General features: G+C 65.5%; 21 protein-coding genes. 14 read left to right on the forward strand and 7 right to left on the reverse strand.

The features are described from left to right. The 14 genes from ACZIRK_RS25740 (at position 1) to ACZIRK_RS25805 (ending at position 14780) form a co-directional block, all read left to right on the forward strand. The gene (locus tag ACZIRK_RS25740) at positions 1-834 is read left to right on the forward strand and encodes a phosphoenolpyruvate hydrolase family protein (RefSeq protein WP_463328335.1); all 834 of its coding nucleotides are present in this window, start codon (positions 1-3) and stop codon (positions 832-834) included. Positions 835-855: 21 nt separating this feature from the next. Continuing rightward, complete coding sequence (locus ACZIRK_RS25745) at positions 856-3738, forward strand: flotillin family protein (RefSeq protein WP_463328336.1); 2883 nt, start codon at positions 856-858, stop codon at positions 3736-3738. A gap of 9 nt (positions 3739-3747) precedes the next feature. Then, complete coding sequence (locus tag ACZIRK_RS25750) at positions 3748-4185, forward strand: SRPBCC family protein (RefSeq protein ID WP_225116590.1); 438 nt, start codon at positions 3748-3750, stop codon at positions 4183-4185. A gap of 191 nt (positions 4186-4376) precedes the next feature. Then, the gene (locus ACZIRK_RS25755) at positions 4377-4820 is read left to right on the forward strand and encodes an SRPBCC family protein (protein WP_130223919.1); all 444 of its coding nucleotides are present in this window, start codon (positions 4377-4379) and stop codon (positions 4818-4820) included. A 16-nt stretch (positions 4821-4836) separates the two neighbouring features. Further along, positions 4837-5655, forward strand: coding sequence for an FAD binding domain-containing protein (locus ACZIRK_RS25760; protein WP_463328337.1), 819 nt, complete (start codon positions 4837-4839; stop codon positions 5653-5655). A 7-nt stretch (positions 5656-5662) separates the two neighbouring features. Beyond that, the gene (locus ACZIRK_RS25765; protein WP_463328338.1) at positions 5663-6142 is read left to right on the forward strand and encodes a (2Fe-2S)-binding protein; all 480 of its coding nucleotides are present in this window, start codon (positions 5663-5665) and stop codon (positions 6140-6142) included. A 12-nt stretch (positions 6143-6154) separates the two neighbouring features. Beyond that, positions 6155-7738 carry a xanthine dehydrogenase family protein molybdopterin-binding subunit gene (locus tag ACZIRK_RS25770; RefSeq protein WP_463328339.1) on the forward strand — a complete coding sequence of 528 codons (1584 nt, stop codon included), beginning with the start codon at positions 6155-6157 and terminating at the stop codon, positions 7736-7738. A 2-nt stretch (positions 7739-7740) separates the two neighbouring features. After that, on the forward strand, positions 7741-8763 hold the full coding sequence (locus tag ACZIRK_RS25775) for a xanthine dehydrogenase family protein molybdopterin-binding subunit (protein ID WP_463328340.1): 1023 nt from the start codon (positions 7741-7743) through the stop codon (positions 8761-8763). Between the two features lie 11 nt (positions 8764-8774). Further along, positions 8775-9656 (forward strand): AAA family ATPase, encoded by an 882-nt coding sequence (locus ACZIRK_RS25780; RefSeq protein ID WP_463328341.1) that lies wholly within the window; start codon positions 8775-8777, stop codon positions 9654-9656. Beyond that, positions 9653-10771 (forward strand): vWA domain-containing protein, encoded by a 1119-nt coding sequence (locus ACZIRK_RS25785; protein ID WP_463328342.1) that lies wholly within the window; start codon positions 9653-9655, stop codon positions 10769-10771. Before ACZIRK_RS25780 ends, ACZIRK_RS25785 begins: the two co-directional genes overlap by 4 nt. Continuing rightward, complete coding sequence (locus ACZIRK_RS25790; RefSeq protein ID WP_463328343.1) at positions 10768-11655, forward strand: amidohydrolase family protein; 888 nt, start codon at positions 10768-10770, stop codon at positions 11653-11655. Before ACZIRK_RS25785 ends, ACZIRK_RS25790 begins: the two co-directional genes overlap by 4 nt. 45 nt (positions 11656-11700) lie before the next feature. Then, positions 11701-12549, forward strand: coding sequence for an MBL fold metallo-hydrolase (locus ACZIRK_RS25795; protein WP_463328344.1), 849 nt, complete (start codon positions 11701-11703; stop codon positions 12547-12549). Between the two features lie 20 nt (positions 12550-12569). After that, a complete protein-coding gene (locus ACZIRK_RS25800) occupies positions 12570-14141 on the forward strand; it encodes an isochorismatase family protein (RefSeq protein ID WP_463328345.1) in 1572 nt (523 codons plus the stop codon). Positions 14142-14153: 12 nt separating this feature from the next. Further along, on the forward strand, positions 14154-14780 hold the full coding sequence (locus ACZIRK_RS25805; protein ID WP_463328346.1) for an FMN-dependent NADH-azoreductase: 627 nt from the start codon (positions 14154-14156) through the stop codon (positions 14778-14780). Between the two features lie 86 nt (positions 14781-14866). Here the strand turns inward: ACZIRK_RS25805 and ACZIRK_RS25810 are convergent, their stop codons facing one another. The 7 genes from ACZIRK_RS25810 to ACZIRK_RS25840 form a co-directional block, all read right to left on the reverse strand. Beyond that, on the reverse strand, positions 14867-15412 hold the full coding sequence (locus tag ACZIRK_RS25810; RefSeq protein ID WP_463328347.1) for a LysE family translocator: 546 nt from the start codon (positions 15410-15412) through the stop codon (positions 14867-14869). 819 nt (positions 15413-16231) lie between these two features. Continuing rightward, positions 16232-16738: an SRPBCC family protein gene (locus tag ACZIRK_RS25815; protein ID WP_463328348.1), complete on the reverse strand. Its 507-nt coding sequence runs from the start codon at positions 16736-16738 to the stop codon at positions 16232-16234. A gap of 19 nt (positions 16739-16757) precedes the next feature. Beyond that, positions 16758-17585 (reverse strand): XdhC family protein, encoded by an 828-nt coding sequence (locus tag ACZIRK_RS25820; RefSeq protein ID WP_463328349.1) that lies wholly within the window; start codon positions 17583-17585, stop codon positions 16758-16760. A gap of 12 nt (positions 17586-17597) precedes the next feature. Next, the gene (locus ACZIRK_RS25825) at positions 17598-18806 is read right to left on the reverse strand and encodes a vWA domain-containing protein (protein ID WP_463328350.1); all 1209 of its coding nucleotides are present in this window, start codon (positions 18804-18806) and stop codon (positions 17598-17600) included. Then, positions 18803-19675 (reverse strand): AAA family ATPase, encoded by an 873-nt coding sequence (locus tag ACZIRK_RS25830; protein ID WP_463328351.1) that lies wholly within the window; start codon positions 19673-19675, stop codon positions 18803-18805. Before ACZIRK_RS25830 ends, ACZIRK_RS25825 begins: the two co-directional genes overlap by 4 nt. Continuing rightward, entirely contained in the window at positions 19676-22096 is a 2421-nt protein-coding gene (locus tag ACZIRK_RS25835) for an aerobic carbon-monoxide dehydrogenase large subunit (protein ID WP_463328352.1), read from the reverse strand. Continuing rightward, on the reverse strand, positions 22093-22593 hold the full coding sequence (locus ACZIRK_RS25840; RefSeq protein WP_028162161.1) for a (2Fe-2S)-binding protein: 501 nt from the start codon (positions 22591-22593) through the stop codon (positions 22093-22095). Before ACZIRK_RS25840 ends, ACZIRK_RS25835 begins: the two co-directional genes overlap by 4 nt. Positions 22594-22597: the final 4 nt, after the last annotated feature.

Here is a 22597-nt window from a genome sequence, read left to right on the forward strand (position 1 = left end):
ATGGCCAGGTTTGAACGCGCGGCGCTGTTGAAGAGGTTTCGCGACATGGCGGCCAGGGGCGAGCCGATCGTCGGCGGCGGCGCCGGCACTGGCCTTTCCGCCAAATGCGAGGAAGCCGGCGGGGTCGACCTGATCGTGATCTACAATTCCGGGCGCTACCGCATGGCGGGCCGTGGCTCGCTCGCCGGCCTAATGCCTTACGGCGACGCCAACGCAATCGTGCTGGAGATGGCGGGCGAAGTGCTGCCAGTCGTGACCAACACGCCGGTGCTCGCCGGCGTCAACGGCACCGATCCGTTCCGCGACATGGACCTGTTCCTCGACCAGCTCAAGGCGCTCGGATTCTCCGGCGTGCAGAACTTTCCGACCGTCGGCCTGATCGACGGGATCTTCCGCGCCAATCTCGAGGAGACCGGCATGTCCTATGCGCTGGAGATCGAGATGATTGCCAAAGCCCACGACAAGGACATGCTGACGACGCCTTACGTCTTCAGCGAGACCGAAGCGGCGGCGATGGCGATTGCCGGCGCCGATATCATCGTCTGCCATCTCGGCCTGACCACCGGCGGCTCGATCGGGGCGCAGACCGCGCTCAAGCTCGAGGACTGCCCGGCCCGCATCGATGCCTGGGCCGAGGCCGCCCTCAGCGTCAATCCGCACATCCTGGTGCTCGCGCATGGCGGTCCGATCGCGGACCCCGCCGACGCCGATTTCATCATGAAGAAGACCCGCAAATGCCACGGCTTCTATGGCGCCTCCTCGCTGGAGCGCCTTCCGGTCGAGCGGGCGCTCACGGATCAGGTACGCAAGTTCAAGGCGATCGGCGCCCGCTAGCGCCGAGCAAGGGAGGTTAGGATGTCAGGGATTCTCATCGGCGAATTGATCCTCTGGCTCATCGTGGCGATCATCGCGATCGTCGTCATCGTCTACATCGTCAACTGGCTCTATCACCGCTCGTCGAAGGAAGTGTCCTTTGTCCGCACCGGCTTCCTCGGCGAACGCGTCGTGATCAATGGCGGCGCCTTCGTGCTGCCTTTCATCCACGACTACACGCCGGTCAACATGAACGTGCTGCCGATGGGGATCGTGCGCTCCAAGCAGGACGCCGTCATCACCCGAGACCGCATGCGCGTCGATATCGAAGCGGATTTTTACGTCCGCGTGCAGCCGACCCGCGAAGCCGTCTCGATCGCAGCCGCCACGCTCGGCCGCCGCACCATGGAGCCGGAACAGCTCCATACGCTGCTCTCCGGCAAGTTCGTCTCCGCCATCCGCTCGGTCGCCTCCGAAATGACCATGGAGCAGATGCACGAGCAGCGCGGCGACTATGTCGCCCGCGTCAAGGCTGCCGCTGCTCAGGCGCTCGCCCAGAACGGCCTCGAGCTCGAATCCGTCGCGATCACCGATCTCGACCAAACCGACCTCGAGTTCTTCAATCCCTCCAACCGTTTCGATGCCGAAGGTCTCACCCGCCTGATGGAGGACATCGAGGCCAAGCGCAAACTGCGTAACGACATCGAGCAGGACTCGATGATCAAGATCCGCTCCCGCAATCTGGAGGCCGAGAGGCAGGCTCTCGAGATCGAGCGCGAGAGCGAGACCGCGCGGCTGGAACAGGAGCGCGACATCGAGATGCGCCGCGCCCTGCAGCGCACCGAAGTGGCGCGCGAACGCGCGCTGCGCGAGACCGAGGCCGAGCAGGCCCAGATCACCGCGCGCGAAGCGATCGAGAAGGCGCGCATCGCCAACGAGCAGGCGATCACGGAGGCCCGCATCGCCTCCGAACGCGAGACCCGGCAGAAGGAAATCGAACGGACGCGTGCGGTCGAGGAACGGGAGCTCTTGGCCCGCGAGGAGATCGAGAAAGCCCGGATCGCCAATCAGCGCTCGGTCGACACCGCGCGGATCGCCTCCGAGCGCGAGGTGCGCCAGCGTGAGATCGAGCGCATGCGCACCGTGGAGGAGGCCGAGATCGCGGCGCGCGAAGCGATCGAGAAGGCCCGCATCCAGCAGGATCGCGTCGTCACAGATGCCCGTATCGCCAATGAGGAAGAGACCCGGCGCCGCGAAATCGAGCGCACGCGCACGGTCGAGGAAGCCGAGATCGCTGCGAAGGAGGCGACCGAGAAGGCGCGCATCACCCAGACCATGACCGTCAATGTCGAGCGCATCGCCTCCGACGAACGTACCCGCGCGCTGGAGATCCAGCAGGTCCGCGCCATCCAGGAAGCGGAGATCGAGGCGCAGAAGGCAGTCGAGGCAGCGCGTATCGCTCGCGAGCGCACGCTCGCGGCCGAAAGAATTGCCGCCGAGCAGAATACGCGGCAATTGGAGATCGAACGCAACCAGGCGCTTGATGTCGCCGGCATCGCCGCGCGCGAAACCACCGAGGCCTCCCGTATCGCCCAGGAAGAACGCATCCGTTCGCTGGAGATTGCGCGCAACCGCGCCGTGGAAGAAGCCGACATCGCCTCGCGCGAGGCCATCGAGGCCGCGCGCATCGCGCAGGAGAAGTCCGTTGCCGCCGAGCGCATTCAGGCCGAGCGAGAGACGCGCGCCCTCGAAATTGCGCGCAGCGAAGCGATCGAGGCAGCCGACCTCAAGCGGCGCGACGCAATCGAGCGCCAGCGGATTGGGGTGGAGCTTGCGCTGGAATCCGAGCGGATCGCCTCCTCCAGGACCCGCGAGGTGCTCAATATCGACCAGAAGAAGACGATCGAGATCGCCGACGAGGAGCGCGTGATCGCGCTGTCCGCCAAGCGGTCCGAGCGCATCGATGCCGACCGCCAGGTCAGGCAGGCGGAAATCGTGGCGCGCAAGGAAGTCGAGACCACCGATGTCTCGCGCGAGCAGGCTCTGGAGGCAACACGGATCGAACGCCGCCGCGCCATCGAGCAGCTCGAGGTCGCGCGCGTCCAGTCGCTGCAGGAGGCCGAGATCGCCTCCCGCGAGGAGGTCGAGCGCGCTCGCATTGCCTCCGACCGCGGCCTCGACGAGGCCCGCATCGGCCGCGAGCGCGATCTACGGCGGCTCGAAGTCAATCGCGAGAAGGACGTCGAGACCGCTTTGATGGAGAAGGCGATCGTCCTCTATCAGAAATCGCTGGAGGAATCCGCAGCCAAGGTAGCGGCAGAAGACGCGCGGGTGCGCGCGACGGAAGCTGCCGAGCGCGTCGTCACCGCGCGCGAGAGCGAGATCGCACGACGCCGCAAGACAGTGGAGGTGCTGATCGCCGAGAAGCAGGCCGAGGAGACGCGCATCGCGGCCGAGGCCGAGCGGGTGCGCGCCGCGGTGGAGGCAGAGGCGCAGCGGCTACTCAACGAGGCGGAGAACGTGCTCACCGATCAGGCGCGCTACTCGCTGTTCCGCCGCAAGCTGCTCGACCGCATCGAGGGCATCGTGCGCGAGAGCGTCAAGCCGATGGAGAAGATCGAGGGCATCCGCATCCTCCAGGTCGACGGCCTCAATGGCAACGGCAATGGCAATGGGTCGTCGCGCAGCGCTACCGACGAGGTGATCGACTCCGCGCTGCGCTACCGGGTGCAGGCGCCCCTGATCGACTCCATCCTTTCCGACATCGGCGTCGAGGGCGGCAGCCTTGCCAAGATGCCCGGCCTGATCCGCGAGGCGCGCGACATGCAAGGCATCAAGGATTCCACGACCCGCAAGAGCGGTGAAGCCAAGCCGCCCCCAAGTCCGGCCACCGGCGAGCCGCGCCCGCCGCGCAAGAAGGAGTGAGCACGCGCCATGGCCAGGGTCTATGTCTCCACCGTCGTCAACGCCCGCAACGACCGCGTCTGGGCCCGCGTGCGCGACTTCAACGGCTTGCCGAACTGGCATCCGGCGATCGCGGAGAGCCGCATCGAAGGCGGCGAGCCCGCGGACAAGATCGGATGCGTCAGGGATTTCCGCCTGCGCAACGGCGATCGCATTCGCGAGAAGCTGCTGGGCCTGTCCGACTACGACATGTTCTGCACCTACTCCATCCTGGAATCGCCGATGGGGGTGGAGAACTATGTCGCGACGCTGCGGCTGACGCCGGTCACTGATGGCGACCAGACCTTCCTCGAATGGACCGCCGAGTTCGACTGCGCGCCCGAGCGCGAGGCCGAACTCGTGGGCAATATCGGCGGCGGCGTCTTCCAGGGCGGCTTCGATGCCCTCAAGCGCGCCTTCGGAGGCTAGCGCGATGCGATTGAGTCCACCCGCTGTCGCGACGATGTTCCACCTCTCCCCATCGGGGAGAGGTCGGCGCGAAGCGCCGGGTGAGGGGGTTCAGGTCCCACGAGAGACCGCCGCCCCTCACCCGGATCGCATTTTGCGATGCGATCCGACCTCTCCCCTGTGGGGAGAGGTGACAGTGACCGGAGGCTAGCGTGCCGCATATCGTCAAGAGCACGATCATCGATGCGCCGACCGAGGCGGTGTGGGGCGTGCTCCGCGATTTCAACGGCCACGACCGCTGGCATCCGGCAGTCGCGACCAGCACGATCGAGCGCGCACATGGCGCCGACAAGATCGGTTGCATCAGGCGGTTCAAGCTCAAGGACGGCTCGGAGCTGCGCGAGCAGTTGCTGGCGCTGTCCGACCTCGAGCAGTCCTTCAGCTACTGCCTGCTCGATACGCCGATCCCGATGTTCAACTATGTGGCGCATGTCCGCCTGCTGCCCGTCACCGACGGCGATCGCACCTTCTGGCACTGGGAATCGCGGTTCACGACGCGGCCGGAGGACAGCGCCAGCATCACGCAGACGGTTTCCGAAGAGATCTACCAGGCCGGCTTCGACGCCATTCGCCGGCACCTGAAGGAGGCCGCATGAGCGCGGAGGAATGCCCATGACCGTCACGGTAAGGACCTTTACCTCAACCGGCGAGGCAGCCGCGGCGCTCTCATCAGATCGCGGCGCGCGCTATTTCGGCGGCGGCACGCTGGTGATGCGCGCGCTGAACGAAGGCGATATCTCGATCTCCACCATTGTGCGCGCCAGCGACCACGCGCTGACGCGGATCGATGCGACCGGTTCCCGCGTCGCGATCGGCGCGGGCGTTACCTTTGCCCGCATCCTCGCCGAGCGCGATCTCGCCTTCCTGCACGCCGCAGCCCGCTCGATCGGCGGCCCGGCGGTACGCAACATGGGCACGGTCGGCGGCAATCTGTTCGCCGCGACCCCATATGGCGACTTCACCGTCGCGCTGCTCGCGCTCGACGCTATGGTTTCCGTGCAGGGCGGCCTCGGCAGCCGCGACGTGCCGATCGAGGAATTTTTGCAGACGCGTGAGCGGCAGACCGGCACGCTCGTGCTCGCGGTCTCCTTTCAGAAGCCCGCGAGCGCGGACGCCTTCCGCTATCGCAAGATCGCCCGCATCAAGCCGAAGGGCGGCGCCGTGATCACGCTCGCCGCGCATCTGCCTGTCAGCAGCGGCCGCATCGTCGGCGCACGCATCGCGCTCGGCTCGATGGCGCCGACACAGATTCGCGCCCGTGCCGCCGAGCGGGCGCTGGAGGGGCGCACGCTCGATGCAGCGACGATCAGCGCCGTCGCCGCGGCTGCGGTCGAAGGTACCTCGCCCGCCGACAACGCGCTCGCCTCCGGTTGGTACCGGCGTGAGATCGTCGGCGTTCACCTCCGACGTCTGCTGTCGGGTCAGGAGTAGGATCATCATGGCCAAGACCGCCCTGCAATTCCGACACAACGGCCGCGACGTCGCGATCTTCGTCGACGGCGGCACCAACCTCCTGGTCACGCTGCGCGAGTTGATCGGCGACATGACGCCGAAATTCGGCTGCGGCCAGGGCGGCTGCGGCGCCTGCAGCGTCCTGATCGACGGCGAATTGCATCTCTCCTGCCTGACGCTGGCCGAGACGGTCGCCGGCCGCTCGGTGGAAACGCTTGATGGCATCAAGGATGGCCCGAACCTGCATCCGGTGCAGCGCGCATTCGCCGACAATTTTGCCGCCCAGTGCGGCTATTGCACGCCGGGCATGCTGATGGCCGCCAAGGCGTTGCTCGACCGCAACCCGCAGCCGAGCCGCGCGGATGTGGTCGAAGCGATCTCGGGCAATATCTGCCGCTGCACCGGTTACGAACCCATCATCAATGCCGTGCTCGCCGCCGCCTCGGTCGGTCGTGCCCGCGCTTGAAGGACTTGAGCCATGCTGGAATTGCGCAAGGACATCTTCGCCGACGAACGCGACGACAATCTGAAAGAAATCGGCAAGGGCACGCAGCGGCAGGATATGCTCGGGCATGTCACGGGCACCTCAACCTATTTCGACGATCACAAGCTGCAGGGCATGCTGCATTTGAAGGTGGTTCGCAGCACCCATGCCCATGCGCGGCTGCGCCGCATCGACACCAGCGAGGCCGAGCGCGCGGCGGGCGTGCGCCGGATCATCCGCGGCAGCGACGTGCCGCGCAATCTCAACACCCTGCTCAGCCTGATCAATTTCGGTAAGGACGACGAGCCGTCGCTCGCGGTCGACAAGGCGCGCTACAAGGGCGAGCCGATCGTCGCCATCGTCGCCGACAGTCCGCGCGAGGCCTATGAGGCAATGGCGAGGGTCCGCATCGACTACGAGCCGCTATCGGCCGTGTTCGACGTCGAGGATGCGCTGAAGCCGGGCGCGCCCGTTGTCAACGAGACCTATCCGAAGAACGCGTTCATCTATCACGATATCTACGATCACCAGAAGCTGCGCTTCGGCGACGTCGAGCGCGGCCTCGCCGCGGCCGACCATGTGCTGGAGCAGCGCTACCAGATGTCGCCGATCGAGCACGCGCCGACCGAGACCAACGGCTCGATCGCCGCACCCGACACCAACGGCCGCTACATCGTCTACACCTCGACCCAGGCGCTGTTCTTCTCGCTCGACACCTGCGCCAAGATCCTCGACGTGCCCTCGAACACCTTTCACTTCATCGGCGGCACCGTGGGCGGCGGGTTCGGCGGCAAGGTCGATACGCTCACCGAGCCGCTCTCCATCCTCGGCGCCATGCTGACTGGGCGTCCGGTGCGCTACGTGTTCGGGCGCGAGGAAGAGATGCAATATGGCCCGCCGCGCGGCGCCGAGCGCATCTACATCAAGGATGGCGTGATGCGCGACGGGCGGATCGTGGCGCGCAAGATCCGCGCCTACTTCGACAGCGGCGCCTATACGCGCCTCTCCAGCTACGCCGCTGTCAAATGCGCCGCGCATCTGCCGGGCCCTTACACGATCCCCAACGTTTACGGCGACGTCTATTGCGTCTTCACCAATCGCACGCCAGCGACCGCGATGCGCGGCTTCGGCGTCACCGCGATGGATTTCGCGATCGAATGCCAGATGGACAAGCTCGCGCATCTCGTCGGCATGGACCCGATGGAGTTCCGCATCCTCAACGCCTATCGCGACGGCGACATGAAGGCGCATCGCCGCGAGGCCAAGAACTGCGCGCTGATCGAATGCGTCCAGGTCGCCGCCGAGAAGGCCAAATGGCCGATCCGCGAGGACTTCAAGCGCGCCTCCTCGCGCAAGGATGGCGGCGGCAGCCTCGCCGCGATCCCGCCGACGCCACGCGATTCCCACGCGCCGGTCGCGACGCCGTCGCAACAACGGACGACCTATGACCGCGCGCCGGCCGCTTCGCGCGAGCCGCCTCCGCCGTCACCACCACCACCACCTCCTCCTCCGCGGCCGCAGGCGCCATCGCATGGCGCCGCCCGCTTCTCCTCCGTCTTCGGCACCAGGAGGCGCTGACCATGACAAGACATCGCGGACGCGGCATCGCGTCGATCAACTACCCGATCGGGATGAATCTCGGCGGCGACCCCAGCCAGGCGCTGGTGCACTCCAATCCCAGCGGCAAGTTCACGGTGGCGCTGTCCTCGATCGATCTCGGTCAGGGCATGAAGTCGGTGACGCGGCAGATCTGCGCGGAGACGCTCGGCGTGCCGGTCGAGGACGTCTATGTCGACACCGCCGATTCCGATACCGGGCCGCACTGCATGGGCTCGTTCGCCTCGCGCGGCACGCATCGCGTCGGCAATGCAGTGATGATGGCCGCCCGCGAAGCGCGCGGCGTGATGATGGAAGCGGCCGCCGAAGAGCTCGAGGTCAACGCCGCCGATCTCGAGACCGACGGCCGCGGCAACATCCACGTCAAGGGCGCGCCGCACCGTTCGATCTCGACCAAGGACGTGGCGATCGCCGCGCAGTTCAAGCAGGGCAAGACGATCTCCGGCCGCGGCATCTTCCTGGTGCCGCTGTCCGACGTCGATCCTGAAACCGGCGAGATGTCGCCTGCCACATGCTACGCGCATGCCTCCCTGGTCGCCGAGGTCGAGGTCGATGACGAGACCGGCGAAGTCGCGATGGTCCGCATGGACAGCGCCTATGAGCTCGGGCGTGCGCTCAATCCGCGGCTGGTCGAGCAGCAACTGGTCGGCGGCGCCTGGATGGGCATCAGCCACGCGCTCTACGAGACGCCCGAGCCCTATTATCCCGACCCGAGCCACGGCCCGCGCGACTTCGTCGAATATCTGATGCCGGGGCCCGGCGACATCTGCCCGCACGATATCGCAGTACTGGAGCGCCCCGCCGCCGACGGACCGTTCGGCGCCAAGGGCCCGGGCGAGATGTGCGCCAACCCGGTGCTGCCGGCTGTGGCGAACGCGATCTTCAACGCTGTCGGCGTCCGCATCGATGAACTGCCGATTACGCCGGAAAAGGTTCTGCGCGCGATCAAGGCGCAGGGCGGCGCGCGGCCGCAGGCGCGGCGCTAGAGGCAGCAGATATGCCGGTTCGCAGCAACATCGTCGGCATCGACTCGCCAGAGGCGCTGGAGAAGGCGCTGCGCGCAGCCTACTATCTTGCCGACGACGGCATCGCGACGTCAGCCTATCTCTCGCTCGCGCTCGGCAAGCCGCTGCTGCTCGAAGGCGCGCCCGGCGTCGGCAAGACCGAGGCCGCCAAGGCGATCGCCGCCGTGCTCGGCCGCAAATTGATCCGCCTGCAATGCTATGAGGGCATCGATGCCGCGGCCGCGCTCTATGAGTGGAACTATCCGCGCCAGATGCTGGCGATCCGGCAGGCCGGCGACGAGACCATCGACATCTATGGCGAGAGCTTCCTGATCGAGCGGCCGATGCTCGCTGCGCTGCGCGCGCCTGACTCGACCGTGCTCTTGATGGACGAAATCGATCGCGCCGACCAGGAGTTCGAGGCCTTCCTGCTCGAATTCCTCTCCGACTTCCAGATCTCGATTCCCGAGCGCGGCACGGTGCGCGCGGCAGAACATCCAGTCGTGGTGCTGACATCGAACCGGACGCGCGACCTGCACGAGGCGCTGCGCCGCCGCTGCGTCTACCACTGGATCGACTATCCCTCGGCCGAGCGCGAAGCGCGTATCGTCATGATGCGGGCTTCCAGCGTCGCCGAATCCACCGCCCGCGCTGTCGTTGCCGCGGTCGAAAAACTCAGGCGCGAACCGCTGAGCAAGGCGCCCGGCATCGCTGAAGCCGTCGACTGGGCCGAGGCGGCGACGCTCTTGTATAAGGGCGGCGCGCGTTGGCCGGACGCATTCAAGCGCTCGATCGGCGTCGCGCTGAAGGACGAGGAGGACCTGCACTTCATCTCGCCCCGACTCGACGCGCTGATAGCGGAGGCTGCAGCGTGACCGACGAATTGCTACTGCCGCGCGCCGCACAAGTGTTCATCTCCTTTGTCGCGCTGTTGCGTAGCAACGGCTTCGCGGTCGCGCCGGAACAGACCACCGCCTTCCTCGCCGCGATCGAATTGCTCGGGCCGCGCAGCCTGGAGCACATCCGCCGCGCGGGTCTCGCGACACTCGCGCCGCCGCCGGAACGGCGCGCGACCTATCACCGGCTGTTCGATATCCATTTCCGCGGTGCTGAGGCCATCGAGCGGGCCGAGGGCGAAGACGAAGACATCGTGCGCCTGCAGGAGGAAGGCCGCGGCGAGGACGAACCGCCGCTCGCCGACGGGGCCAACGAATCCGGCCTCGCCGCCGCCCGCACCGAGGCGCTGGTCGAGCGCCGTTTTGCCCACGGCACGACCGGCGATGCGCTGCGCCGGCTCGCGCGCGAAGCGCCGCGGCTGCTGCCGCGTCGCCGCGGCCACCGGCGGATGCGGGCGCGCCACGGGCCCTTCGCCGACATCCGCCGCACCTTGCGCGACAGCGTGCGCAATGACGGCGAGGTGCTGCGTCTCGGACATCTGAAACGCCGCCTGCGCCCGCGCAAGATTCTGCTCCTGATCGACGTCTCGGGCTCGATGAAGGCGCGCACCGAGGAGAACATGAAGCTCGCGCATGGGCTGATGCAGGCCGCGCGCAATGTCGAGGTGTTCACCTTCGGCACCCGGTTGACGCGCGTCACCCGCGCGCTGCGCCTGAAGCGTCGCGAGCAGGCGCTGAACGCAGCCGCACATCTCGTCAGCGACTGGGACGGCGGCACCCGCATCGGCGACGCCTTGCAGGCATTTCTCGCCGTGCCGCGGTTCGGCGGCTACGCGCGCGGCGCCGCCGTGGTCGTGGTCTCCGACGGATTGGAGCGCGGCGACATCTCAGCCTTGCGCGACGCGGTCGCCAAATTGTCGCGACGCGCCTGGTCCCTGAGTTGGCTGACGCCGCTTGCGAGCGGACCTGACTTCCGGCCGCAGACCGAAGCGCTGATCGCGATCGCGCGTTTCGTCGATGACCTCTCCGACGGCGGATCGAGCGCCGCCGTCGTATCGCATCTGTTGTCGCTCGGAGGAAGGAGAGCGGCATGACCGACATTGTCGACGCCCACCACCACATCTGGCGGCAGGCGGATCTCGCCTGGCTGTCCGGCCCGATGCAGCCGCGCATCTTCGGCCCTTATGAGCCGATCCGCCGCGACTATCCGATCCGCGAATATCTCGACGACCTCGCCGGCACCGGCGTGATCCGCTCGGTCTATGTCCAGACCAACTGGCCCACTGATCGCTTCGAGGACGAGGCGGCCTGGGTGCAGCAGACAGCGGGCGAGCACGGCTGGCCGCATGCCATCGTCGCCTATGCCGACTTCTCCGCCAGCGACGTGCGCCCGCAACTCGACCGCCTCGCGCGCTATCCGCTGGTGCGTGGCGTGCGCATGCAGCTGCACTGGCATGAAAATCCGCTCTACCGTTTCGCCGCGCGCGCCGATCTCTGCGCCGATCCCGTGATCCGCCGCAACGTCGGCCACCTTGCTGATTATGGCTGGAGTTTTGACCTGCAGGTGTTCGCACCGCAGATGGCGGATGCCGCCGGCCTCGCCGAATCCTGCCCCGACGTAACCTTCATCCTGCAGCACGCCGGCATGCTGGAAGACCTGTCGCCGGAAGGCCGCGCCGCCTGGCGCGCCGGCATGGCAAGGCTCGCACGCTGCCCGAACGTGGTCTCGAAACTTTCGGGGCTCGGCACCTTCATCCATCGCAACGACCTCGCACATATCCGTGGGATCATTGAAGACACCGTCAATGTCTTCGGCGCCGAGCGCTGCCTGTTCGGCTCAAACTTTCCGATCGAGAAACTCTGGACCAGCTACCGCGAACTGATCGCCACCTATCGCGCGGCCACCGTGCAGCTTCGAGGTGAGCAGCGCGACGCCATCTTCAGGGCCACCGCGATGCGCGTCTATCGTATCGGATGACGGCGCACGAAGTCGCACAAAGCAAGATCAATCGGGAGGGAATGGATGCCGCTGGAAATCAAGATCCTGGACTATGGCGATATCGAGTTGGAGTCGAGCTTCCTCGTGCTCGGGCGCGACTGCGGCCGCACCCGGCGCGTGCTGACGCTCGGTTTCCTGATCCTCGGCGGCCCCTATCCTGTCGTGGTCGACACCGGCTATCGCTCCAACCAGATCATGGAGACGCTGGGCATGCGCGGCCTGCAATTCCACGAGAACATGATCGAGAACCAGCTTGCGCGTCACGGCGTACGCATGGGCGACGTGCGCTTCGTCTGCCACACTCATCTCCATATCGACCACGCCGGCAAGGACGATCTGTTTCCGATGAACACGACCGTCGTTCTCAACCGCCGCGAGCTGGAATATTCCGTGTCCGGCCTGATGCATCCGCAATATCCGGCGCCCGACATCAAGCACCTGGTCGACCGCTTGCACACCAAAGGCGCGCTGCGCTTCCTCGATCTCGAGATCACCGGCCCGATCGAACTGATGCCCGGCGTCTATTGCGACGCCGCCAATGCTCACACCGAGGGCTCGATGAATATCCACGTCCACACCGCCGATGGCATCGCCACGATCTGCGGCGACGTGATCTATGATTTCAACGACCAGATCGTGACGCCCTTCAACGAGATCCATGACTGGGAGCCGCGAACCACCGGCAACCACGGCACCAGCAAGCGCGCGGAGAAGGCCGCGATCAAGAAGCTGCTCAGCAGCTCGCGCTATCTGCTGCCGGTCCACGACCGACCCGCCAAGATCGAAGGCGGTGCAGTGGTCGGCCGATTGCACGACCAGGTGCCGGGCCCGATCGTGCAGAGCCTGCCGGAGCGCCACTGGTTCCCGGCGTGAGCGCAAGAGGACTTTAGCCGATGACGCACGTCACGCTGCGGCCGGAATTCGAGAACCTGATCGATCCCTATGCGCCGGTCGGCCAGGTGGGCACCGGCTTCGAGTTCACGGAGGGCCCGATCTGGCATCCGACCGATCATTATCTCCTGTTCTCGGACATGCCGGCCGACGTGCGCCGGCGCTGGGATGCGCGGCGCGGCGTCGTCGAGGTCAGGCGCCCCTCCAACAAATGTAACGGGATGACCTATGACTCGGAGTTGAACCTGATCGTCTGCGAGCACGCCACCTCCTCGCTGATCCGCGAGCGGCCGGATGGACGGCGCGACGTGCTCGCTTCGCATTTCGAGAACCAGGAGCTCAACAGCCCGAACGACGTCTGTGTCCATTCGAGCGGCGCGATCTATTTCTCCGATCCATGGTATGGCCGCATGCCGGTCTATGGCGTCGAGCGGCCGCGCCAGCTCGGCTTCCAGGGCGTCTATCGCGTGCCGCCAGGTGGCGGCGCACCCCGCCTGCTCGTCGACCGCAATTTGTTCGAGCAACCGAACGGACTCTGTTTCTCGCCGGACGAGCGTGTGCTCTACGTCAACGACACCGTGCAGGCGCTGATCCGCGCCTTCGACGTCGAGGCCGACGGCGCGCTCGCTAATCCGCGCGTCTTTGCCAGCAACATCCGTTCAGAGTTCGAGCCCGGCGTGCCCGACGGCATGAAGTGCGACCAGCACGGCAATGTCTGGGTCACCGCGCCCGGCGGCGTCTGGGTCTATTCGCGCAGCGGCGAATTGCTCGGCAAGGTGCGCCTGCCCGAGCTTGTCGCCAATCTCGCCTGGGGCGGTCCTGACTTCCGCACGCTTTATCTGACCGCGACCCATTCGGTCTACGCGATCCCGACCAAGGTCGGTCCGCGTCACGAGCCCTATATGAGCGGCCGGCGCGGTAGCGCTGCTGCGGCTTCTTCGGCGCCCGCCCCTCACCTGACCGATGGCGAGATGCGGCTTGATCCGCAGCGCTGCGCGATGATCATCCAGGATCTGCAGAACGACGTCATCATGGACGGCGGCGCGTTCGCGGAATCAGGCGCGCCGGCGCACGCGCGGCAACAGCGCGTCGTCGACAATGTTCGTCGCCTTGCGGAAGTCGCGCGCTCGCGCGGCGTCGTCATCATCCATGTCTGGTTCATCGTCGAGCCGGGCGCGCCGGGCGTCACGCTGAATGCGCCGCTGTTCGAAGGCCTCGTCGACAGCAAGGCCATGGTGCGCGGCAGTTGGGGCGCCGCGCCGGTGTCGGGGCTCGAGCCGCGCGCGGGCGATTTCGTCGTCGAGAAGATGCGCATGAGCGCCTGGGAGGGCACGCGGCTGGAAACCATCTTGAAGGCCACAGGCCGCGACATGATCATCAATACGGGTGCCTGGACCAACATGTCGGTCGAGCACACCGCCCGCACCGGCGCTGACAAGGGCTATTTCATGATCGTGCCGGAGGATTGCTGCTCGACCATGAATGCGGACTGGCACAATGCCTCGATCAACTTCGCGCTGCAGAACGTCGCGGTCGTGACCAACGCCGACATCGTCATCAAGGCGCTGGAGTGAAAGGCGCAAGGGGTGCCCAAGCTCCTTCATCTCGCCTGCTCGCCGCGCGCCGATTCGGAATCGGCTGCCGGCGCGCGCGCCTTCCTCGACCATTTTCGGAAAGTGCGACCGGACTGGGACATCGACCTGATGAACCTCTGGAGCGATCATTTACCAGAATTTTCCGGCGCGATTCTCGATGCCAAATACGCCCGCCTGAAGGGCCAGGTTTTCACTGATGCCGAGCGTGACGGCTTCGCCGCCGCCGAGCGCATCGCCTTGCGTCTCGCTCTCGCCGACCGCGTGCTGATCTCGACACCGATGTGGAACTTTGGCATTCCTTACAAGCTCAAGCATTGGCTCGACGTCATCATCCAGCCCGGGCTGACGTTCCGTTTCGATTCGTCGCAAGGTTATCTGCCGCTGCTCAAAGACCGGCCGACGCTCGTCATCCTCGCCAGCGGCAGCGACTTCATCACCGGCATGAATCGCGGACGCATCGATATGGCGACGCCCTATTTGCGCGAGGCGCTCCGCTTCATCGGCATCAGCAGCGTGCGTTTCGTGCCGATCGGGCCCACCACCGGCCCGGCCGAACCAATCCGAATCGCGCGCGAGCATGCCCATCGCCGTCTCGCCGAGATGGCGGTGAACTTCTGATCAGGCGATCCCGAGGGAATGCACGCCGATCATTCCCGCCAGCACAACGAGCGCGATCGCGCTGAGCCTGTAGCCGATCGCAGGGCCTACCCTGCCGCCAAACCCATGGCATAGCGAAGTGCCGAGCAGAACCCAGCCGGCGCCAACTGTGACAATCTGGGTCGCCAAAGCCGCAAGCCAGGGCAGCAGCTCGACCGGACCGATCGCCGATGGCAGGATCGTGAAGGCAAAGATGATCGCTTGGGATTCAGCAAGGTGGTGACGAAGACACGGCCAAAGGTCACCGGCGCAGCGTCGCCCACCTGACGAGCTCCATGACGCCAGAGCATCGCAGCGAGATAGATGAGATAGATCACAACGGCGATCCGAAGGCCGATCCCGAACTCAGGTACCGTCGCGATGACCGGGCCCAGGATGGATCGCAGCAAAACGATGGCGAGGAGGTAACCGCTCAGCTCCGCCGCCAGCAGATGGGCCGAGCGACATGGTCCGACGCCGGCTCCCGATGTAGCAAGCAACGTATTGGTTGGGCCTGGCGCTGCCAGCAACGACAGCGTGGCCGCGACGAAAGTAACCTTGTCCATTGGCCCATTTATCGGGACTTCGAGCGATGCCACCTTGATCTCGATCACGAATTGGTCGATCGAGTGTTGACTGGTCGTCAGATACCGATGCGGCTATCCGCGATTTTTCCTAACGATTTCAACGTGATTTGCCGCGTCCAGACCTTCGCACGAAAATAAATCGCTTAACCCGTCGGGCAAATCAGTGATTTAACTCCGCGCGTCTCAGCGCGAATGAGGGGCGGGTCGCGATCGTCACGAACGTTGCGGTGAGATGCGGTGGACGCGATGCGTGCGACTGACGAGCGCAGGCAACGCGGACGGCGAAGTCGTGTGGTCCTGGCGCCCCGACGCTGGCGCTAAGTTTTTTGCGCGAACACGTTCGCGCGAGAGATGACGGTGGCAAGAAAGCCCGGTCACCGGGGAGAGCGCGAAGGAAACCGTTAAAACCACTGCGCAGGGAAAGCCGGAATGCTTCGGTTGAACCTGTGGTCCTACCCCCGTGCTTTTTGTTGCACGGGACCCATGGGTGCAACCAGCACCCGGCTTTCCCTGCGCCCTCTGATCTCGAGGAGGGTGAAAGTGAAGCAAGCCTCGGGCGCAAAGCGCCGCGAGAATGCGAACGCATATCCCTCACGCTGTTTGAATCAAACGTAGGATGGGTAGAGCGCAGCGAAACCCATCATTCGCGCCGCTTGCTCCATCGCAATGGGTTTCGCTGCGCTCTACCCATCCTACAGGCTCCGCTGTTTGACATTTGAATCAGAACTTGCGGCGACGCCGTAGGGTGGGCAAAGCAGAGCGTGCCCACCATCACGAGCGGAGTACCTGACTGTGGGCACGGCGCTTACGCACCTTTGCCCACCCTACGGCTTCTCGCGCAAGCCATCACGACATCAGGCTTGCGATCCAGCCCTTCTTCTCGCCTGCTTCCGCCAGAGCCGCATCCGTCGTCCCGCCCGCTGCAGCGGCGAAGCGCGTGAAGAATTCGCCGGCGAGCTTCTTCGCCGTCGAGTCGATCAGGCGCGAGCCGAGTTGCGCGAGCTTGCCGCCGATCTGCGCATCGACCTCGTAATGCAGCACCGTGACATCGACGCTTTCCGCCTCCAGCCGCACTGTCGCGCCGCCTCTGGCGAAGCCGGCGACGCCGCCGGAGCCTTCGCCCGAGATGCGATAACTGTTCGGCGGATCGAGATCGGACAGCGTCACCTTGCCGCCGAACGAAGCCTTCACCGGTCCGACCTTGATGACGACGGTCGCGGTCATCTCGGTTGGCGACGTCATCTCAAGGCGCTCGCAGCCGGGAATGCACCGCTTGAGCACCGCGGGATCGTTCAGCATCGCCCACACCCTTTCCTTCGATGCGGGGATACGCTGGCTGTCGTTCATCTGCATGAGTAGGTCCTCAATGATATCAGGCGGAAACCGGCAAGCGCTGGCCGCGCCGCCGCTCGATCGTGATCTCGGCCAGGATTGACATCGCGATCTCCTCCGGCGTGATGGCGCCGAGGTCGAGGCCGGCCGGAGCCTTGACGCGGTCAACCAGCGAAGCGTCCACGCCCTCGCCGATCAGCTTGGCGCGCAGCGAAGCCATCTTGCGTCGGCTGCCGACGAAAGCGTGATAGCAGGCATCGATCGCGACCGCCGTGCGCAAGGCGGCTTCATCGCCCTTTCCCTGCGTCGACACCACGATGAAGCGCTTCGCGTCATTCAGTTTGCCCAACTGGAAGCCGTCGATCCGCTCGTCGGCATCGGGCAACGCGGCAACATCGGCGGCGGGCGCGGCGAGCGTGACGTGATAGCCGAGCGTGCGCGCCTGCGCAGCCAGCGACAGCGCCACCGGGCTCGCGCCAAGGATGATGAGCGAGGGATGCGGCAATACCGGCTCGACGAAAATATCCATCGTACCTTGGCTGGGGCACATGTTGCTGGCGAAGCGGATGCCGCCGCGGCTCTCGCCGGCCTTGACGCCGAGCTCGGCGAGCAGGTCCTGCGGCTGCACCGACACCATCCGCGGCACGCCATCGGCGAGCGCTTCGCGCGCCGCCTTCAGTACAGCGGCTCGCGCGCAACCGCCGCCGATCCACCCCGCAACGATGGTGCCGTCAGGCGCGATGATCGCCTTGGCGCCGGCCTTCGCGGCCGTTACCGAAACGGTGCGCACCACGGTCGCGAGCACGAAGGCCCGCTCGGCCGATTTCATCTGCGCGACCAAATCCATGACTTCGACATGAGCGGTCATAGGAAGACTCCTTCAGATCTTCGCCAGATAGGGCTCGAGCGCGCGCAGGCTCTGCAGCGTATTGGCGGGCGCATAGAGATCGACATGCGGCAGCGCCGCCTTGATGCCGAGCGCCTCTGGTGCATAACCGTCCCAGGCCATCATCGGATTGAGCCAGACGATGCGGCGGCAGCGCCGTGCAAGCGCAGCCATCTCGCGGCCGAGCAGCGCTGCATCGCCGGTCTCGTAGCCGTCGGATACGATCATCACGCAACTGCGCGAATGGATGACGCGCGCGGCGTGCCAGCGGTTGAACGTCTGCAGGCTCTCGCCGATCTTTGTGCCGCCGCCCGCGCCCTGCGCCATGATCGAGAGCCGGTCGAGCGCGCGGCCGGCGTCCTTCTCCTTCATGGCATCGGAGACGTAAGCGAGACGGGTATGGAACAGAAATGCCTCGGCCTCGCGGAATTCGTCGAGCACGCCGTGGATGAAACGCAGGAACACGCTGGTGTACATGCTCATCGAACCCGACGCATCCAAGAGCACGATCAGCCGCAGCGGCTTGTCCTTGCGCCGCCGCTTCACCAGGCTGATCGGCACGCCGCCATGATTGATATTGCGGTGGATGGTGCGGCGCAGATCGAGCCGATGGCCGTGCCGCCGCGCAAGATCCCGCCGCGTCAATCGCGTACGCATGACCTTGGCGAGTTGCGCTGCAGCCTCATGCGCCTGCGCAACTCGGTCGGGATCGGCGAGCTTGCGGAAATCGACCTCGGCGAGATTGTCCGCCCGCGAAGCGCCTTCCATCCGTCCCTCACCGCTACGTCCTTCGGGCCCATCGTCGGACGGCGGCACCCGGTCAGTCGCGGATTGATCGCCGCCCGGCGCGGGTTGGCCGTCCTGCAGGCGCTTCAGCGACGGACTATTCGCCGCCTGCCCCGATGCCATGGTCCGCGATCGCGAACGCGCCCGCTTGCCGAGCCAGAACGCATCGAACAGCCCGTCGAATTTCTCCCAATCCGACTTCCGCGCCGAGAACAGATGCTTGAACGCCGACCGCAACGATCCCTGCCGCGCCGCATAGCCTTCGGCCATCAGCGCCGCGGCATCGCGGCCTTCGGCAAGGCCGATGCGAAAGCCGTTGTCGCGCAGCGTGCGGAGAAAGGCTGCAAGCCGACCCGAGACCAGCCGCGAGACCTCGTCGATCTCCTCAAAGCCCGGATTGGTGCCACAGCAGCTCATGCGACCTTCCCTAGCAGGCGCTGTGTCACCTCAGGTGCGAAGCGGGCGCGATCCTCATGAGTCTTCAGCAGGCAGATCAACGTCTCATGCACCGTCTCCGGCGCATCGTTGAGATCGCGGATATCGAGGCCGACCAGCGCCGCCGCCCAGTCCAGCGTCTCGGCGACGCCGGGGACCTTGCGCAGATCCTCCTTGCGGATCGCCTGCACCATGCGCGCGATCTGCAGCGACAGCGACGGGCTCGCGTTCTCGATCCGCGCCAGGATGATGCGCGTCTCGCGGTCGACATCGGGGTAGTCGACATAATGGTAGAGACAGCGTCGCCGCAACGCATCCGAAAGCTCGCGCGTGCCGTTGGACGTCAGCACGACATGCGGGATCGTGACGGCGGAGACGGTTCCGAGCTCGGGGATCGAGACCTGGAAGTCCGACAGCAGTTCGAGCAGGAACGCCTCGAACTCGTCATCGGCGCGGTCGATCTCGTCGATCAGCAGCACCGGCGCCTGCGCGCGGCGGATCGCGGCGAGCAGCGGCCGTTCGAGAAGATACTTCTCGGAGAAGATCCGGTCCTCGACCGCATCGGCATCCTCGCCTTGATGCGCCTGGATCGCCAAGAGCTGCCGCTGGTAGTTCCATTCGTAGAGCGCGGCCGACTGGTCGAGCCCCTCATAGCATTGCAGGCGGATCAGCTCGGTCGAATACGCCTGCGCCAGCGCTTTCGCGACCTCGGTCTTGCCGACGCCCGCCTCGCCCTCGAGCAGCAGCGGACGCCGCAGCAATCGCATCAGCGAGATCGCGGTCGCAAGCTCCGCATCGGCGATGTAACCCGATGCCGCCAGCGCTTGCGCGATCTCCTCACGTCCCTTCATCTAGGCGACCGCTCCGAGATTCTTTGCCGCCTTCCAGTTGCGCCAGAAGTCGTGCGGCATCTGGATGTGGGTCGAGCCCAGGAACGAGAAGGCGTCGTTGACAGCGTTGGAGAATGCCGGCACGCCGCCGACATTTGGGCTCTCGCCGACACCCTTGGCGCCGATCGGATGATGCGGCGACGGCGTCACCGTGAAGTCGGTCTCCCAATGCGGCGTCTCCACCATGGTCGGCATGAAGAAGTCCATGAACGAGCCAGTCACGACGTTGCCAGTGTCGTCGTAGCGGATCTCCTGGCCCATCGCGATCGCGAAGGCTTCGGTGAGCCCGCCATGCACCTGGCCTTCGATGATCATCGGATTTATCCGCGTGCCGCAATCGTCGAGCGCATAGAAGCGCCGGACCTTGTAGACGCCGGTATCGACATCGATGTCCATCACGCAGAGATAAGCACCGAACGGATAGGTCATGTTGGGCGGATCGTAATAGCTCACCGCCTCCAGCCCCGGCTCCATGCCCGGCGGCACGGAATTGTAGGCGGCCCAGCAGATATCCTTCATCGACATGAACTTCTCCGGCAACCCCTTGACGCGGAAGCCGTCGATATCGAACTCGAGATCATCTTCATGGACTTCGAGCTTGTAGGCGGCGATCATCTGCGCCTTCGCCTTGATCTTGCGCGCCGCCATCGCGATCGCAGCGCCTGCGACTGGCGTCGAGCGCGAGCCGTAGGTGCCGAGCCCGTATGGCGCGGTGTCGGTGTTACCCTCCTCGACCATGATGTTGTCGGCGGGAATACCGATCTCGGTGGCGATGATCTGAGCCCATGTGGTCTCGTGCCCTTGGCCTTGGCTCTTGGTCCCCATCCGCGCGATGCCCGCACCGGTCGGGTGCATGCGGATCTCGCAGGAGTCGAACATCGCGATGCCCAGGATGTCGCAATTCTTCGACGGGCCGGCGCCGACGATTTCGGTGAAGAAGGAGACGCCGAGTCCCATGATCTCGCGGGTCTCGCCGCGCCTGAAGGCCGCGCGCTTGTCCGCCTGCTCCTTGCGGAGCGCGGCGTAGTCGGTTGTCTCCATCATCTTGCGCATGGCGGTGTGATAGTCGCCGGAGTCGTACTCCCAGCCGAGCGCCGAGTGATAAGGAAACTGCTCCGGCTTGATGAAATTCTTCAGCCGCAGCTCCGCAGGGTCCATCCCGAGCTTCTGCGCCAGAATGTCCATCGCGCGCTCGATACAATAGGCGGCTTCGGTGACGCGGAAGGAGCAGCGATAGGCGACGCCGCCTGGCGCCTTGTTGGTGTAGACGCCGTCGACCGTCAGATGCGCGGTCGGGAAGTCATAGGAGCCGGTGACGATGTTGAAGAAACCCGCCGGCCATTTCGACGGATCGGCGCAGGCATCAAAGGCACCGTGATCGGCGAGCACATGGACGCGAAGGCCGGTGACCTTGCCCTCCTTCGTCGCCGCGATCTCGGTCGTCATGTGGTAGTCGCGCGCAAAGGATGTCGCGGTCAAATTCTCGATCCGGTCCTCGACCCATTTCACCGGCTTGCCGGTGACGATGGAAGCGACCGCCGCGCAGATATAGCCGGGGTAAGCACCGACCTTGTTGCCGAAGCCGCCGCCGATGTCAGGCGCGATCACGTGGATCTTCTGCTCCGGCAGCTTGGCGATCAGCGACACCACGGTGCGGATCACATGCGGGGCCTGGAAGGTGCCCCAGATCGTCAGCTCGCCCTTGACCTTGTCAAAGGAGCACACGCACTGACAGGTCTCGAGCGGCGACGGATGAGTACGGTGATAGGAGATCATCTCCTTGATCGTGACTTCGGCCTTGCGAAACGCCGCATCGGTCAGGTCCTTGTCGCCGACCGTCCACTCGAAGATGTGGTTGTGATGCTTGCGCGGCCCATGCGCGCCCGTGGTCTTGCCGGCGAGGTCCTCGCGCAGCACCGGCGCATTATGGTCCATCGCCTTGAACGGATCGATCAGCGGCGGCAGCGGCTCGTATTCGACCTCGACCTTGTTGATGCCGTCATCGGCGGCGTAGCGGTCGGTCGCGACCACGAACGCGACCTCCTGGTTCTGGAACAGCACCTTGCCGTCGGCCAGCACCATCTGCACGTCGCCGGCGAGCGTCGGCATCCAGGCGAGGTCAACGGTCTTCAGCGTCTCGGCGGTGATCACCGCGAGCACGCCCGGTACCTTCAGGGCCTCTTCAGTCTTGATCGCCTTGACGCGCGCATGTGCGTGCGGCGAGCGGACGAAATCGCCATGCAGCATGCCCGGCAGCTTGACGTCGTCGACATAGTTGCCCTTGCCTTGCGTGAAGCGGATGTCCTCGACACGCTTGCGCTTGCAGCCCATGCCTTCGAGCGCGGCGGTGCGTTGTTCCCGCGTGGGAGTCATGTCGTTCATTCCGCGGCCTCCTTGAATTCGACATTGTTGAGCTTGGCGGCGGCATACTGGATCGCCCGAACGATGTTCTGGTACCCGGTGCAGCGGCAGAGATTGCCTGACATGCCCATGCGGATGTCCTGCTCGCTCGGCGACGGATTTTCCTGTAACAGCCGGTGCGCGCGCATGATCATGCCGGGCGTGCAGAAGCCGCATTGCAGGCCGTGCATCATGCGGAAACCTTCCTGCAGCGCCGAGAGCGAGCCGTCGGGGTTGGCCATGCCTTCGACGGTGGTGATCTCGGAGCCGTCGGCCTGCACGGCGAACACCGTGCAGCTCTTCACCGACATGCCGTCGAGATCGACGGTGCAGGCGCCGCAATGGGTGGTCTCGCAGCCGACATGGGTGCCGGTGAGCTGCAGATTCTCGCGAATGAAGTGCACGAGCAGCGTCCGCGGCTCGACCAGCCCTTCGACCTCCGCGCCGTTCACTTTCATGGTCACATGCGTCTTTGCCATCTGT

The organism is Bradyrhizobium sp. Leo114 (genome assembly GCF_055229415.2).